General features: G+C 62.8%; 13 protein-coding genes. 4 read left to right on the top strand and 9 right to left on the bottom strand.

The window, feature by feature from the left end; translation table 11 throughout:
• Positions 1–875: 875 nt before the first annotated feature.
• The gene (locus ACXAHG_RS14785; protein ID WP_475058466.1) at positions 876–1892 is read left to right on the top strand and encodes a Fe(3+) ABC transporter substrate-binding protein; all 1017 of its coding nucleotides are present in this window, start codon (positions 876–878) and stop codon (positions 1890–1892) included.
• Positions 1893–2135: 243 nt separating this feature from the next.
• Positions 2136–2996, top strand: coding sequence for a CobW family GTP-binding protein (locus ACXAHG_RS14780; RefSeq protein ID WP_475058463.1), 861 nt, complete (start codon positions 2136–2138; stop codon positions 2994–2996).
• 86 nt (positions 2997–3082) lie between these two features.
• On the opposite strand, the gene ACXAHG_RS14775 is transcribed toward ACXAHG_RS14780, so the two are convergent.
• The 6 genes from ACXAHG_RS14775 to ACXAHG_RS14750 all read right to left on the bottom strand — a co-directional run bounded on the left by ACXAHG_RS14775 (position 3083) and on the right by ACXAHG_RS14750 (position 9924).
• Complete coding sequence (locus tag ACXAHG_RS14775; RefSeq protein ID WP_475058460.1) at positions 3083–4762, bottom strand: ABC transporter permease; 1680 nt, start codon at positions 4760–4762, stop codon at positions 3083–3085.
• Positions 4763–4932: 170 nt separating this feature from the next.
• Positions 4933–6150 (bottom strand): phenylacetate--CoA ligase family protein, encoded by a 1218-nt coding sequence (locus tag ACXAHG_RS14770; RefSeq protein WP_475058457.1) that lies wholly within the window; start codon positions 6148–6150, stop codon positions 4933–4935.
• A gap of 17 nt (positions 6151–6167) precedes the next feature.
• On the bottom strand, positions 6168–7016 hold the full coding sequence (locus ACXAHG_RS14765; RefSeq protein WP_475040337.1) for an ABC transporter ATP-binding protein: 849 nt from the start codon (positions 7014–7016) through the stop codon (positions 6168–6170).
• 117 nt (positions 7017–7133) lie between these two features.
• On the bottom strand, positions 7134–8417 hold the full coding sequence (locus ACXAHG_RS14760; protein ID WP_475040335.1) for an ABC transporter substrate-binding protein: 1284 nt from the start codon (positions 8415–8417) through the stop codon (positions 7134–7136).
• A gap of 92 nt (positions 8418–8509) precedes the next feature.
• Positions 8510–9586 carry a branched-chain amino acid ABC transporter permease gene (locus ACXAHG_RS14755; protein WP_475040333.1) on the bottom strand — a complete coding sequence of 359 codons (1077 nt, stop codon included), beginning with the start codon at positions 9584–9586 and terminating at the stop codon, positions 8510–8512.
• A gap of 74 nt (positions 9587–9660) precedes the next feature.
• Entirely contained in the window at positions 9661–9924 is a 264-nt protein-coding gene (locus tag ACXAHG_RS14750; protein ID WP_475040331.1) for a hypothetical protein, read from the bottom strand.
• A gap of 102 nt (positions 9925–10026) precedes the next feature.
• Between ACXAHG_RS14750 and ACXAHG_RS14745 the strand changes: the two genes are divergently transcribed.
• Positions 10027–10359: an SHOCT domain-containing protein gene (locus ACXAHG_RS14745; protein WP_475040329.1), complete on the top strand. Its 333-nt coding sequence runs from the start codon at positions 10027–10029 to the stop codon at positions 10357–10359.
• Between the two features lie 27 nt (positions 10360–10386).
• Here ACXAHG_RS14745 and ACXAHG_RS14740 read toward each other — a convergent pair whose 3' ends face one another.
• A complete protein-coding gene (locus tag ACXAHG_RS14740; protein ID WP_475040327.1) occupies positions 10387–11373 on the bottom strand; it encodes a branched-chain amino acid ABC transporter permease in 987 nt (328 codons plus the stop codon).
• Positions 11374–11475: 102 nt separating this feature from the next.
• Positions 11476–12294 carry an ABC transporter ATP-binding protein gene (locus ACXAHG_RS14735; protein ID WP_475040325.1) on the bottom strand — a complete coding sequence of 273 codons (819 nt, stop codon included), beginning with the start codon at positions 12292–12294 and terminating at the stop codon, positions 11476–11478.
• Positions 12295–12382: 88 nt separating this feature from the next.
• Between ACXAHG_RS14735 and ACXAHG_RS14730 the strand changes: the two genes are divergently transcribed.
• Positions 12383–12568, top strand: a complete 186-nt coding sequence (locus ACXAHG_RS14730) for a hypothetical protein (RefSeq protein ID WP_475040323.1) — start codon at positions 12383–12385, stop codon at positions 12566–12568.
• Positions 12569–12621: 53 nt separating this feature from the next.
• Here ACXAHG_RS14730 and ACXAHG_RS14725 read toward each other — a convergent pair whose 3' ends face one another.
• Positions 12622–14586, bottom strand: a complete 1965-nt coding sequence (locus ACXAHG_RS14725) for an AMP-binding protein (protein WP_475045199.1) — start codon at positions 14584–14586, stop codon at positions 12622–12624.
• Between the last annotated feature and the right edge of the window lie 226 nt (positions 14587–14812).

Here is a 14812-nt window from a genome sequence, read left to right as displayed (position 1 = left end):
GCACCGCGCAAGGCGCGGTGCCACGCCCAACGGGAGCGGGTTCCGCCAGGAAACCTGCGACGGGCGGGAGCCTCCCCCGGCCTCCGTTCAGCGCAGCGCCCGGGCTTCTGCGGTGCTGCCCAGCCCGGTCAGAATCACCCCCCCAAAAAAACCTGTCATCCCCCCCCTGTGAACCGCTCCTGCCAGGCCGCCACACCGGGCCTGCGCCGGGATCCGCAAACTGCGGCAGGAAGGCAAACATGAACAGCAGCGGCTTGGGATTGCTGAGGCTGCTGACTGCACCTTGCTGAATCGCTTGCCAGGCAGGGACCGCGGGCAGTTGCGCTGCGGTACACAGGCTGGCGCGCCGCATCTTCAGACCGCGCCGCATCAGACAGGCCGCGCCGCATCAGACAGGCCGCGCCAATCCCGCTGACCGCGCCCAATGCCTGCGGATAGGCCGCCCGCAGCGGAACAAGCTCCAGCACCGGCAGCCCGGCCTGCGCCACACCGGCGGCCAGAATCATCCCCGCCACAGTGAGCAGCGCCACCCGCCGCCCCCGGCCGGCCCCGCGCCCCATTACCAGCGTCATGTCCGGCCACGGCGACGGCTCAAGCAGGGCCAAGGCGGCAAGAAAGGCAATTAACGTTTCAAATGCCGGCATGTGCACGCCCACCATTGGGGTCCAGCCTGCTTAGAAATGCCAGCGCAAAGCCTCCCTCCAGCCTGCGCCGAAAAAGAGCGGAAACCGCCTTTCCGGACCAAAACCGATAGTGAAGTGCTGCTGCGGCAAACTTTCCGAGTATTTCAGTCGGAAATTGATTGCATCTTTTGCCAATTGCTTTAATCGACTCTTTCAGTCGGAAAACTGATCTAACCAAGAACGGGACATCCAATGCTGAAAGCCTCCACCATCCTGGCCGGCGCCCTGACCGCCGCCGTTGCCACCTCTGCCGCTGCCGAGGGCGAGCTGAACATCTATTCGTCGCGCCACTATGACACTGACGAGCAGCTTTATTCGGACTTCGAAGAGGCCACCGGCATCACCATCAACCGGATCGAAGGCAACGCGGACGAGCTGATCGCCCGGATGAGCGCCGAGGGCGAGAACTCCCCTGCCGACATCCTGATCACCGTCGACACCTCGCGGCTGACCCGCGCCAAGGAGGCCGGCGTGCTGCAAAGCATCGACAGCGATGTGCTGGAGGCCCGCGTTCCCGCCTACCTGCAGGACGCGGACAACCAGTGGTTCGGCTTCAGCCAGCGGTCGCGGATCATCTTTTATGACAAGGATGAGGTGGCCAATCCGCCGCTGACATACCTCGACCTGGCTGATCCCGCCTACAAGGGCAAAATTTGCATCCGCTCCTCCAAGAACACCTACAACCAGACACTGCTGGCCTCGATTGTCACCCACCACGGTGCGGAAAAAGCCCGCGAATGGGCAGGCGGCGTGGTTGCCAATATGGCGCGGGATCCGCAGGGCGGCGACACCGACCAGATGCGCGGAATCATCTCTGGCGAATGCGATATCGCCGTGGCCAACAGCTATTACTTCGCCCGTTCGATCCGCAAGAACGTCAAGGGGATCTCGGAAAACCGCGACCAGATCGGCTGGCTGTTCCCCTCGCAGAACACCGAAGGCGCGCATATGAACCTGTCGGGCGGCGGCGTTGCGGTGCATGCCCCGAACAAGGAAAACGCCATCAAGTTCCTGGAATATCTCGCCAGCGATTCCGCCCAGGCCTATTTCTCTGCGGGCAATGACGAATACCCGGCCGTCCCGGGCGTCGGCCTGGCCCCGTCCATCGCTGCGCTTGGCCATTTCAAGCCGGACGATGTGAACCTGTCCGAGGTCGCCGGCAACCTTCCCGAAGCCCAGAAGATCTTCAACGACGTGGGCTGGAAGTAAACCAGCCTTGCAGTCTCTGCCGAAGGCGCGGCCCGGCCGCGCCTTTTTTGCGTCTTTTGCGTTCTGACGTTCCTCAAAAGCCACAAGGCGCGTCTCAACCGCCCTAAGCCGGCGGTTTGAGAGCTTTTGCCGGCGTCAGGACCCTAGACCGCTGCGGACCGCAGGCCTATAGGTTTCCGCATCTTGAATTTCGGGGGGAATCATGCAGTCGGGAGCACGCCGCGCTCTGGGAGGACAGAGCTTATGAACCGGTTGCCGGTTACAATCGTCAGCGGGTATCTGGGGGCGGGTAAAACCACTCTGATCAACCGGCTTCTGGCTGAGGACCACGGGCAGAAGCTGACCGTGATTGTGAATGATTTCGGTGCGGTCAACATCGACGATGCCCTGATCCAGGAGGCCGGCGGCGGCACAATTGCGCTGACCAACGGCTGCGTCTGCTGCTCGATGGAGGGTGATCTGACCCTTGCCCTGCAAGAGGTGCTGAAGCGGCCGGAGCGCCCGGATCACCTGGTGGTCGAAGCCAGCGGCATTTCCGATCCCGTCTCGATTGCCAACGCGGTGCTGAATGAAAGCGGTCTCAGCTACGGCGGCATTGTCACTTTGGTGGACGCGGAAAACGCCGCATCCCTGCTGCAGGATCAGCTGGTGGCGCCGCAGGCGGAACAGCAGATCCGCGCCGCCGACCTGGTGATTGCCACCAAATGCACTGAGCTGACCTCTGAGCTCTCGGGACTTCTGGCCGCCGCCGGCGCCCGCACACCCACCGTCCTGAATGGCTCGCCTGTGGCAGAGCTGCTGTTCGACATCGTGCCGCTGCCTAAGGGCCGTTCCGTGGCGGCCCATCCCGCCTATGCCACCTGGCAGCACCGCAGCCAGGACGTGCTGGACCGGCGCGACCTTGGCGACAAACTGGCTGGGCGGCCGGCGGGCCTTTACCGGATGAAGGGGTTTGTCCTGACCACCGGCGGCGCCTATGAGCTGCATGTGGTCGGCCGCCATGTGGAGGCCAAACGCTGCGAGGCAGAGGAAACCCTGCTGGTCGGCCTTGGCCCGGCGGACCGGATTTCCCGCGACGAGATTGAGGCCTGGTGGGCGGCCTAAGCCGCCCCATCCGCCCGAAACGCGCCAGGAAGTTTGAATTTTCCTGGCAAGTATTTTCCAAAATTCTTGCGCCTGCCGCCGCTGCCTTACCGCCGCCGTCCGACCTGGCGGCAGATCAGGATCACCGGCAGCAGCCCCACCGCCATGATCACCAGCGAGGGGACTGCCGCGCCTTCCAGCCGCTCATCCGCTGCCAGCCGGTGCGCCTGCACCGCCAGCGTATCGAAATTGAAGGGCCGCATGATCAGCGTCGCAGGCAGCTCCTTCATCACATCGACAAAAACGATCAGCAGCGCCGTCAGCAGGCTCGGCGTCAGGATCGGCAGATGCACGCGGCGCAGCATCCCCATCGGCCCCTGCCCCAGCGACCGGGCCGCCGCATCCATGTTCGAATGCATCGTCGCCTGGCCGCCCTCATAGGCGCCCAAGGCCGCTGCCATGAACCGCACGCCATAGGCAGCCACCAGCAGCCAGATCGAGCCTGTCACCAGCAGCCCGGTACGGATCCCGAAGGCCTCCCGCATCCAGGCATCCAGCGCATTGTCAAAGGCGGCAAACGGCACGATCAGCCCCACCGCAATCACCCCGCCCGGCACCGCATAGCCCAGCCGCGCGAAATAGGCGGCGGCAGCGGACACCCGGCCAGGGCGCAGCCGCTGGTAGAACCCCAGGCACACTGCTGCCGCCACCGTCAGTATCGCCGCTGCCGATGCCAAAGTGATCGAGTTGGTGGTGAAACCGATATAGCGGCGGCTGAACAGGTTCTGCTCGGAGTCAAAGCTCATCGCAGACAGCACCGCCACCGGCAGCAGGAAGCCCAGCACCACCGGGACCGCGCAGAAGAACACAGCCAGCGCAGCCTTGATCCCGCCCAGCTCGGCCGGCGGCATCTGGTTGTGATGCTTGCCCGCGTGGTGGTACTTCGCCCGCCCCCGCGTTGCCCGCTCCACCACCGCCAGCGTCAGCGCGAACCCCAAAAGGCACAGCGCCAGCTGCGCCGCGCCGCCGCGGTCGCCCAGCGAGAACCAGCTAGTATAGATGCCGGTGGCAAAGGTCTGCACCCCGAAATAGCTGACCGTGCCGAAATCCGCGATGGTCTCCATCACCGCCAGCAAGACGCCAGAGGCAATGGCCGGCCGGGCCATCGGCAGGCTGACCAGCCAGAACGCCTGCCAGGAGTTCTTGCCCAGCGCCCGCGCCGCCAGAAAGGCGCCTGCGCTCTGCTGCATGAAGGCGGCCCGCGCCAGCAGGTAGACATAGGGGTACAGCACCAGCACCAGCATCGCCGCCGCCCCGCCGGTGGACCGGATCTCCGGGAACCAGTAGTCCCGCGGCCCCCAGCCCGTCACCTCGCGCAGAGTGGACTGCACGATGCCGGGATGGTCCAGAATATGGGTATAGGCATAGGCCAGAACATAGGCCGGAAAGGCCAGCGGCAGCACCAGCGCCACCTCCAGCAGCCGCACACCGGGGAACCGCGCCATAGTGACCAGCCAGGCCGCCCCCGTGCCGACCGCAAAGGTGCCCAGCGCCACCATCGCCACCAGCGCCAGCGTCGTCAGCGAATACCCGGGCAGAACAGTCTCAGCCAGGTGGCGGATGGTCTCTGTGCCGCCGAATGCGGCCGCCAGCGCCACCGCCAGCATCGGCAGCAGGCAGGACAGCGCCACCGCCCAAGCCAGCACGGCAAAGACACCGCCCCCGGTCCTGCCGCCGCGGCGGCGCCCGTGCGGGGCGTATTCTATGAGGTCATTGGCAGCAGACATATGCGGCGGTCGCGGATCCGGCAGAAGTTTCACACTGCCCTATTTCGACTATTCCAGTCAGAAATTCCAGCCGGAAAGCGCGGCTGAGGCCAGGGCTGAGACTGGGGCTGATCAGAACGGCAAACGGGCGCCTGCGTCCGGCGCCCGTTCCGCTCCGCAAAACCGCGGGCTCAGTCGTAGGTGCGCTGATCCTCGATCACCAGCCCGTCCTTGGGCAGCATGTCCGGCGCCACGACCTCGACCGTGCCCTTGAGCTTCAGCACTTCGGCCACCGAGCGGGCAAAGGCCGCCTCGTCGCCGCCCTGGGCCTCGATCTGCACTGTCATCGCGTCCATCTCACCGTCACGGCGGGCGATAACCCGCGCCTTGACGATCTCGTCATGCTTCTCGACCAGCGCCGCCACCTGCTCCGGGCGCACAAACATGCCCTTGATCTTGGTTGTCTGATCGGCGCGGCCCATCCAGCCCTTGATCCGCATGTTGGTGCGGCCGCAGGGCGACTCCCCCGGCAGCACCGCCGACAGATCGCCAGTGGCAAAGCGGATCAGCGGGTAATCGGGATTGAGCGTTGTCACCACGACCTCGCCCACCTCGCCCGGTGCCACCGGATTACCGGTGCCGGGAGTAACAATCTCGACGATCACATGCTCGTCGACAATCATCCCCTCCATCGCCGGGCTTTCATAGGCGATATTGCCCAGATCCGCAGTGGCATAACACTGCAGGCAGGAAATCCCGCGGTCGAGGTACTCCTGGCGCAAGCTCGGGAACAGCGCACCGCCGCCCACCGCCGCCTTGGAGAACATCAGCTCCACGCCCATCGCATCGGCCTTGTCCAGGATCACCTTCAGGTAATCCGGCGTCCCGGCATAGGCTGTGGCCCCCACATCATGCGCCGCCGTTACCTGCAGCTCGGTCTGGCCGGTTCCGGCCGGCAGCACCGCGGCGCCAACCGCCCGCGCACCGTTTTCAAAGATCATGCCGGCAGGGGTCAGGTGATAACCAAAACAGTTCTGCACCACATCGCCCTGGCCGATGCCTGCCGCATGCAAAAAGCGTCCCATGCGCCACCAGTCGCCATCCACCCCGCCCGGCTCGTAAATCGGGCCCGGGCTCTGAAAGATATGGGCAAAGCCGGTTGCGGGCTTCACCGTGAAGCCGCCAAAAGGCGGGTTCGCGGCCTGGGCGCGGCTCAGTTCGGATTTGCGCAGCACCGGCAGCGCCGCCAGCGCTTCGGCTGAGGTCACGGCAGCCGGATCCACCCCGTCCAGCAGGCTGGCATAGCCTGGCGCGGATTTCGCGCGGGCGATCTGCTCCGGCAGTGCCTGGGCCAGACCGGCGGCGCGTTCGTCATTGCTGCGGGTTTCAAGCGTATCAAAAAAGCTCATCGCATCATCTCCCCGCATCAGCTCAGCCACCTCTTGCGGCGGCGGTAGGACCGCACGTCGCGGAAACTCTTGCGCCCTTCATCCGACATGCCGAGGTAGAATTCCTTCACATCCGGGTTCTCCCGCAGCTCAGCTGCAGGCCCGTCCATCACCACCCGGCCCGATTCCAGGATGTATCCGTAATGGGCATAGCGCAGGGCGACATTGGTATTCTGTTCCGCCAGCAGGAAGGTCACGCCCTCCTGTTCGTTGATCGACTTCACGATCTCGAAAATCTGCTCCACCAGCTGCGGCGCCAGACCCATCGAGGGCTCATCCAGCAGGATCGTCTCCGGCCGGGACATCAGCGCGCGGCCCATCGCCACCATCTGCTGCTCCCCGCCCGAGGTATAGCCGGCCTGCGATTTGCGGCGCTCCTTCAGGCGCGGGAAGTAGTGATAGACCATCTCCAGGTCTTTCTGGATATCGGCACCGCTGTCGCGGCGGGTATAGGCGCCGGTCAGCAGGTTTTCCTCTACCGTCAAATGCTCAAAGCAGTGGCGGCCCTCCATCACCTGAATGACGCCCTTCTTCACCAGCTCCGCCGGGTCCTGCTCATGCACATGCGCGCCGCGGTATTTGATCGACCCTTTGGTCACCTCGCCGCGTTCCGAATGCAGCAGGTTCGAGATTGCCTTCAGCGTGGTGGTCTTGCCGGCCCCGTTGCCGCCCAAAAGCGCGGTGATGCCGCCCTTGGGCACATTCAGGCTCACGCCCTTCAGAACGAGGATCACGTGATTGTAGATCACCTCGATATTGTTGACCTCCAGCAGGGTCTCGGCCTGCACATCGGCAGTGTCGGCGGCGGTGTTCGCTGCATCCAGCATCAAAGCGTGTCCTCATACCTGTCCCGGTTCTGGTCCGGGACCCTGTTTGCGTGGCGCGGCGGCTCCCCGCCGCACCGTTTGTTTCCGGCCCCGCCAAAGCAGAGCCGGAGCGAACCCTTATTTACAGCCGGGTTCGATGTTGTTTTCAGACGCGTAGGCGGCTGAGTCCTCTTCGATCAGCTTGCCGATCACCTCGGTATCGGACGGTTTGAAGTCCGAAATCAGCGACCAGGTCTTGCTCTCGGCATCCCACTGGGTCACGCCCACCAAGCCGGGGCCGCCGTGGTTTTCGCAGGAGACGTTGAAGGTCGGGCCGAAGTTCGGCATCCCCAGCGCCGCCATCTTGGCTTCGTCGATCACCAGCGCTTCCATGCCGTCGCGCATCATTGCCGCGGTGATGTCCGCAGTGCCGTGGATCTCCTGCGCGGTCTTTGCGGCCTCTGCTGCCAGCATCGCCGCGTACATGCCGCGGTTATACAGCACGTTGCCCACCTGATCGCCGGCGCCTGCCGCCTTGCCTGCATCAACGACGTATTTCTGGATGTCGTCAAACACCGGGAAGTCGCGGCCCACGTTGTGGAAGGTCACCGCCTTATAGCCATCGGCCTTGGCGCCTGCCGGCATCACGTCATGCTCGGCACCGGACCACCACACGCCGATGAAGTTCTCCATCGGGAAGCGGATGTTGGCGGCTTCCTGGATCGCCACCTGGTTCATCACGCCCCAGCCCCACATCACGACATTGTCGGGCCGCTCGCGGCGGATCTGCAGCCATTGGCTCTTCTGCTCCTGGCCCGGATGGTCCACCGGCAGCGCCACCAGCTCAAAACCGTGCTTCTTGGACAGTTCTTCCAGGGTGCGGATCGGCTCCTTGCCGTAAGCCGAGTTGTGATAGACCAGCGCGATTTTCTTGCCGTTCAGATCGCCGCCGTTTTCCTCCAGCAGGTAGTTCACCACACCCGAGGCACCGTTCCAGTAGTTGGCCGGGTAGTTGAACACATGGCTGAACACTTCGCCGTTGGCAGCCGAGGTGCGGCCATAGCCCATGGTGTGCAGCGGGATGTTGTCCGCGGTCACTTTGGGGATCAGCTGATAGGTGATGCCGGTGGACAGCGGCTGATAGATCAGCGCGCCCTGGCCCTTGGTGGACTCGTAGCATTCCACACCCTTTTCGGTGTTATAGCCGGTCTCGCATTCGATCACCTTGGCCTTGACGCCGCCGATGCCGCCGTCGCGCTCATTCAGCAGGGTGAAATAGTCGTTGTAGCCGTCCGAAAACGGGATGCCGCCCGCCGCATAAGGCCCGGTCCGGTAGCTGAGGTCCGGGAACACCAGGTCCGCCATTGCCGGACCGGCTGCCATCGCGGCGCCCAGCGCCAGTGTGGTCAGTGTCTTTTTCATCGGCTTAAATCCTCCCTTTGGTCTTATCCGATGGTTTCCAAAAACGGGGGTGGTCTTCTTGTTCTCCCCGCCAGCTCTTAAGGCCGCCCGCGTCAGTGCGGGAAGGGCCACAGTCTCAGTTTCTCCTTGGCGACGCGCCACAGCTGCGCCATGCCGTGCGGTTCCGCGATTAGGAAGACGATGATCAGCGCGCCCACAATCACCAGCTGGAAATGCGCCACGATATCGGTGGGCCAGCCCAGCAGGTCGACGCCTACCACCTTCAGCACCACCGGCAGCAGCACCAGGAAGGCCGCGCCCGCGAAGGAGCCGAAGATCGAGCCCAGCCCGCCCAGGATCACCATGAACAGCACCAGGAACGATTTCTGGATGCCGAACGCCTCGCCAACCTCGACCGCGCCCAGGTAGACCGCAAAGAACAGCGCGCCGGAGATGCCGATGAAGAAGCCGGAGACCGCAAAGGCCGTCAGTTTCGCTTTCAGCGGGTTCACCCCGATGATCTCGGCGGCGATATCCATGTCGCGGATCGCCATCCAGGTCCGCCCCACGGTGCCGCGGGTCAGGTTGCGGGCTACCAGCGCGCAAACGGTCAGGAAGATCAGGCAGAACAGATAGGTGGCCCAGGCCGGCGCGTTGGGGCCGGTGATGATGATGCCAAAGGTGTCACGCTCCGGCGCGTTGATCTGGCCCGAGGCCGAGTAGTTGTAGAACCACGGCACCCGGTTGAACAGCCACACCAGAAAGAACTGCGCCGCCAGTGTTGCCACCGCCAGGTAGAACCCCTTGATCCGCAGGGACGGCAGGCCGAACAGCACGCAGACAAGCGCGGTGATGCCGCCTGCCAGCAGCACGTGAATGAACATGCTGACCTCCGGGAAGGCGGTCATCAGCTTGTAGCAGGCATAGGCCCCCACAGCCATGAACCCGCCGGTGCCAAGGCTGACCTGCCCGCAATAGCCAACCAGGATGTTCAGCCCGATCGCCGCAATCGAATAGATCAGGAACGGCAGCAGGATCGCATTGGCCCAGTAGTCATTGATCAGGAAGGGGATAAGGCCGAAGGCCACCGCCAGCACCGCATAGTACCGGTAGCGGTCGAACTTGATCGGAAACGTCTGGCTGTCATCGGCATAGGAGACTTTGAAATCCCCGGCTTCACGGTAGAACATGTCTCAGATGCTCCCTCTCTGTTGCGCGTTGGCAGTCTTGCCTGCGCGGATACTGTTATTGGTTGCGGCTGCGCTCATTCGATCTGCCCCCACTGGGCCTGCGCCGCGTCGCGCTGTTCGCGCGTCATCCGGTTTGACGGTTTGGCATAGCCGCTGCGCTCGCTGCCGCGCACCAGCCGCAGATAGGCGATGATGCCGGTAATCAGCCCGGCTGACGCCAGCAGCGCCGCCGTCACCACCTGGGTTTCGCTATAGCTTTCCGCCGTCAGCGCCAGGTAGCCAAAGGCCCAGAAACCGGCCCAGGCAATCACGTTGATGATGGCAATCAGCTTGGTCATGCCGCGCCCCCGGCGTTAACCACTTTGTCAGATTTCCGGTCTTGGCCACATTTTGCCCACTTCTTTCTGCCACCCTGGTCCCGGGTAAAGTGAGTGGGAACAATGACCGCGATTTTCGAGGAAATCCGGCGGCTGGAGGCCGCGCGGAAGAAGGGGGACATTTCTGCCGCCGAATTTGCAGAGGCCAAGGGCCGTTTGCTGGAGTCCGTCGAGGAGGCAAAGGTGCTGCCGCCGTTCCAGGCCGCACCGCACTCCCGGCGGGCCTCCAGCGCTGCCCCGGGCCCCTGGGGGCTGATGCTGATCGGCGTATTGGCCGCGGGCCTGCTGACAGTTCTGGCCGGGCAGCTGATCGGGGATTTGACCATTGCCTTCACATTGGTCACCTGCATCTTCGCGGCCATCATCATCGCAGCCTTCCGCCGGCTGGAGGGCTGAGCAACCCCGGAGCAGATCATATGAGCCTCAGACCCGTTCAATGATCTTCTCCCCGAACAGGCCCTGCGGACGGAACACCAGGAACAGCAGCGCCAGCACATAGGCAAACCAGTTTTCGGTTGCGCCGCCCACCAGCGGGCCGATGGCGAATTCAAACAGCTTTTCGCCCACACCGATGATCAGCCCGCCGACAATCGCGCCAGGGATCGAGGTGAAGCCGCCCAGCATCAGCACCGGCAGCGCCTTCAGCGCGATCAGCGACAGCGAGAACTGCACGCCGGACTTGGTGCCCCAGACGATGCCCGCGACCAGCGCCACGAAACCGGCAACGGACCACACCAGAACCCAGATGAAGTTCAGCGAGATGCCGACCGACAGCGCCGCCTGGTGGTCATCCGCCACCGCGCGCATCGCCCGGCCCTGCTTGGTGTACTGGCTGAAGGCCACCAGCCCCGCCACCAAGAGCGCCGCAATCACCGTCGCCACGATATCCAGATTGTCGATAAAGAAGCCGTAGCCGAAGATGTTGAAGGTGGTCTCGTCGATCCACAGGTTGATGCCCTGCGGCAGGCCCACATCCAGCGTCTTGATCTCAGAACCCCACATCAGGTCGGCAACACCTTCCAGGAAGTAGGCCAGACCGATTGTGGCCATGAACAGAATGATCGGCTCCTGTCCCACCAGATGCTTCATCACCAGCACCTGCACCAGCCACGCCAGCAGCACCATCACGGCAACCGTCAGCGCGATTGCCACGACGCCCGGAACATTCCATCCGAAATGGGTGATATGGCCGCCAAAGACCGCATTGATCAGATGCGAAAACGGCACCTGCCCCTGCATGATCCCCACCAGCGTCATCGCCGCAAACAGCGCCAGAACACCCTGGGCATAGTTAAAGATGCCGGAGGCCTTGTAGATCAGGACAAACCCCAGCGCGACCAGCGCGTAAAGAACGCCCGCCATCAGGCCGTTCAGCGTCACTTCCATCGCAAAGACGAGTTGTTCGGGCATTAGAGGCTCTCCTCGGAATTCTGCGCTGCGGCGGTGCACAGGGGGTGCACAGGGGGTGTACGGATGTCACCCTGCCGGGGCCGGGTGTTGCTGCGGTGCAACTTAGTCATGGCTGACCCCCAGATATGCGTCGATCACATCCTGGTTATTGCGCACCTCATCCGGGGTGCCGTCGCCGATTTTCTTGCCGTAATCCATCACCACGACCCGGTCGGAAAGATCCATCACCACACCCATGTCGTGCTCGATCAGGGCGATGGTGGTGCCGAACTCGTCGTTCACATCCAGGATGAAGCGGGACATGTCCTCCTTCTCCTCGACGTTCATGCCGGCCATCGGTTCATCCAGCAGCAGCAGCTTCGGCTCCGCCGCCAGCGCCCGCGCCAGTTCGACCCGTTTCTTCAGGCCATAGGGCAGCCGCGCCACGGGTGTCTTGCGGATGTGCTGGATCTCCAGGAAGTCGATGATCTTCTCCACCACTTCCCGGTTTTCAGTCTCTTCGGCCTCCGCCTTGCCCTTCCACAACGCCTGCGAAAACAGTCCTGTTTTCATATAGTTAAGGCGGCCCGTCATGACGTTGTCCAGAACGCTCATGCCCTCGAACAGCGCAATGTTCTGGAAGGTGCGGGCGATGCCCTGGCGCGCCACCTCATAGGGGCGCATCGGCGGGCGTTTCTTGCCGTGGAATAGAACTTCTCCTTCCTGCGGCACATAGAAGCCTGAGATCACATTCAGCATCGACGACTTGCCGGCGCCGTTCGGACCGATGATCGCGCGGATCTCGCCCTCGCGGATGTCAAAGGAGATATCCTGGATCGCCACCACACCGCCAAAGCGCAGGGTGATGTTCTTCATTTCCATCACAACGCCACCGATGGTGCGGCCGTCGTCAGTCACATAGCTTAAGGAATTGTCAAGCATAACAACGGCCTCCATATTTCTGCCGCATAGAAATTTTAAGATTTCCATGCGATACTTGTTCAAAACGAGCAGCAAGGAGATCGACGTTATGTTCGGCGAACTTGAGCATTCCTGCCTTCTGAAGATGGCACTTGAATGCAAGCAGATGGGCCTCAGCCAATCCGAAAGCCTGGCCTCTATCATGGAGCAGACTCACGGGTTCAGCTCTCCCTTCAAAATCCAGCAGGTGGTCAACACCGCCTTCAATCCCGGCCTCAACCCCGACCTGATCTGAGGCTGCTCCGGCCTGCCCGGCACGGGGCGGGAAATTATCCGGTGAAACGTGCATCATTCCGCGGCCACCTTGTGAACCGCCCCCGGTTTCACGTCCGCATCGACAATGGTCAGCGTCGCCTTGATGGAGCCCTTGCGGCCGTCCTCATAGGTCACTTCCGTCACTGTCGAGACCTGTTCAGACCCGTCATACAGCGCGGTGATGATATCGTCGAACTTCTCCTCCACGATGCGGCGGCGCACCTTGCGGGTGCGGGTCATCTCACCGTCATCGGCATCCAGTTCCTTGTGCAGCACCACAAAGCGGTGCACCTGGCAGCCCGACAGCATCGGGTCCTCTGCCACTGATTTGTTCACCTCAGTGACATGCGAGCGGATAGATTCCAGAACTTGCGGATGGCCTGCCAGCTCCTGATAGGATGCATAGGCAATGTTGTTGCGTTCCGCCCAGTTGCCGACCGCCGTCAGGTCGATGTTGATGAAGGCAACACAGCGGTCGCGGCCATTGCCGAACAGCACCGCCTCCAGGATGTCCGGGTAGAATTTCAACTTGTTTTCCACATACTTGGGCGCAAACATGCTGCCGTCGGCCATCTTGCCCACGTCCTTGGCACGGTCGATGATCCGCAGGTGGCCGGAGCCTTCCTCAAAGAAACCCGCGTCGCCTGTGGCCACCCAGCCCTCCGCATCCTTGGTTGAGGCGGTGGAGTCGGGGTTGTTGAAATATTCCACAAAGGTGCCGGGCGAGCGGTAGTGGATCTCGCCGCTGTCGTCGATCTTGATCTCGACCTCCGGCGCCGGCACGCCAACGGTATCGGCCCGCACTTCGCCATCCGGCTGCACGGTGATGAACACGGTGGCCTCGGTCTGGCCGTACAGCTGTTTCAGGTTGATGCCCAAGCTGCGATAGAAATCAAAGATCTCCGGCCCGATCGCCTCACCCGCGGTGTAGCCCACACGGATACGGCCATAACCTAGCGTATCCTTGAGCGGGCCGTAGACCAGCACATTGCCCAGCGCATATTTCAGGCGGTCCATCAGACCCACGGGGCGGCCGTCCAGAATGTCGCCGCCGACCTTCTTTGCGTGCGCCAGGAAGTGGTGGAACATCTTACGCTTCAGAGCGCCCGCGTCCTCCATCCGGATCATCACGTTGGTCAGCTGGCCCTCAAACACCCGCGGCGGCGCGAAGAAATAGGTCGGGCCGATCTCGCGCAGGTCGGTCATCATGGTGTCCTGGCTTTCCGGGCAGTTCACACAGAAGCCGCACCAGTAGGCCTGGCCGATCGAGAAAATGAAATCGCCCACCCAGGCCATCGGCAGGTAGGACAGAATGTTCTCACCTTGTCCCAGGTGGTCGAACTCGGAAGAGTTCTTGGCGCTTTGGATCACGTTGCGGTTCGACAGCACCACGCCCTTGGGCTTGCCGGTGGTGCCGGATGTATAAAGCATCACGCAGGTGCTGTCGTAGTCCAGCTTGGCCTGGCGCTTGTTCAGCTCGCCGATCAGCTCATCATGGGCCGCCCGGCCCTGATCCTGGATATGGCTGAATTGGTGCAGCTGGGTGTGGTCGTATTTCCGCATGCCGCGCGGATCGAGATAGATCATATGCTCGAACTGGTGCAGCTGATCCTGGATCTCGATCACCTTGTCGGCCTGCTCCTGATCGCCCACGATCACGAAACGCGCGCCGCAATGACCCAGCACATAGGCCATCTCCTCGGCCACTGCATCCTGATACAGCGGCACCGGCACCGCGCCCACCGCCTGCGCGGCAACCATCGACCAATAGAGATAGGGGCGGTTGCGGCCGATGATGGCGACGAAATCGCCCTCTTTCACGCCAAGGTTGATGAGGCCAAGCGCCAGCGCCTCAATTTCCTTTGCCGCCCCGGCCCAGGTCCAGCATTGCCAAATGCCGAATTCCTTTTCCCGGTAGGCCGGCGCGTCTGCGAATTGCGCCGCATTGCGTTGAAGCAGCGCCGGCAGGGATTGCATACCCTGGGCGCCCGTCTGCATCTGAGCCAACTTTCTCTCCTCCCTTTCCGGCGTTCCTGCCGGACTGGCCGCTGCCCGCGGCTCTGGCCCGAATAGGGGCAGGCGTAGGGTAGCGCGTCAACTTTTTCCTGATGTTTTCCCAAATCTTACGAATTGTAACAGCCCCTTTCGCCTTATTTTAAGGGCTGTTACGCCAACCTTCGGAAGGCAGCCTGAGCGAAACCTTGCAGCGTAAGTTAACAGTCCG

The organism is Leisingera sp. ABD4_442, from assembly GCF_056160905.1.
Note: the sequence above shows the minus strand (reverse complement) of the source record. Positions and strands in the feature narration are given on the sequence as shown.

What these genes read in the sequence shown, in the direction of transcription:
- ACXAHG_RS14785 (WP_475058466.1), top strand. Translation starts at nt 876, where the DNA reads ATGCTGAAAGCCTCCACCATCCTGGCCGGCGCCCTGACCGCCGCCGTT.
- ACXAHG_RS14780 (WP_475058463.1), top strand. Translation starts at nt 2,136, where the DNA reads ATGAACCGGTTGCCGGTTACAATCGTCAGCGGGTATCTGGGGGCGGGT.
- ACXAHG_RS14775 (WP_475058460.1), bottom strand. Translation starts at nt 4,762, where the DNA reads ATGTCTGCTGCCAATGACCTCATAGAATACGCCCCGCACGGGCGCCGC.
- ACXAHG_RS14770 (WP_475058457.1), bottom strand. Translation starts at nt 6,150, where the DNA reads ATGAGCTTTTTTGATACGCTTGAAACCCGCAGCAATGACGAACGCGCC.
- ACXAHG_RS14765 (WP_475040337.1), bottom strand. Translation starts at nt 7,016, where the DNA reads ATGCTGGATGCAGCGAACACCGCCGCCGACACTGCCGATGTGCAGGCC.
- ACXAHG_RS14760 (WP_475040335.1), bottom strand. Translation starts at nt 8,417, where the DNA reads ATGAAAAAGACACTGACCACACTGGCGCTGGGCGCCGCGATGGCAGCC.
- ACXAHG_RS14755 (WP_475040333.1), bottom strand. Translation starts at nt 9,586, where the DNA reads ATGTTCTACCGTGAAGCCGGGGATTTCAAAGTCTCCTATGCCGATGAC.
- ACXAHG_RS14750 (WP_475040331.1), bottom strand. Translation starts at nt 9,924, where the DNA reads ATGACCAAGCTGATTGCCATCATCAACGTGATTGCCTGGGCCGGTTTC.
- ACXAHG_RS14745 (WP_475040329.1), top strand. Translation starts at nt 10,027, where the DNA reads ATGACCGCGATTTTCGAGGAAATCCGGCGGCTGGAGGCCGCGCGGAAG.
- ACXAHG_RS14740 (WP_475040327.1), bottom strand. Translation starts at nt 11,373, where the DNA reads ATGCCCGAACAACTCGTCTTTGCGATGGAAGTGACGCTGAACGGCCTG.
- ACXAHG_RS14735 (WP_475040325.1), bottom strand. Translation starts at nt 12,294, where the DNA reads ATGCTTGACAATTCCTTAAGCTATGTGACTGACGACGGCCGCACCATC.
- ACXAHG_RS14730 (WP_475040323.1), top strand. Translation starts at nt 12,383, where the DNA reads ATGTTCGGCGAACTTGAGCATTCCTGCCTTCTGAAGATGGCACTTGAA.
- ACXAHG_RS14725 (WP_475045199.1), bottom strand. Translation starts at nt 14,586, where the DNA reads ATGCAGACGGGCGCCCAGGGTATGCAATCCCTGCCGGCGCTGCTTCAA.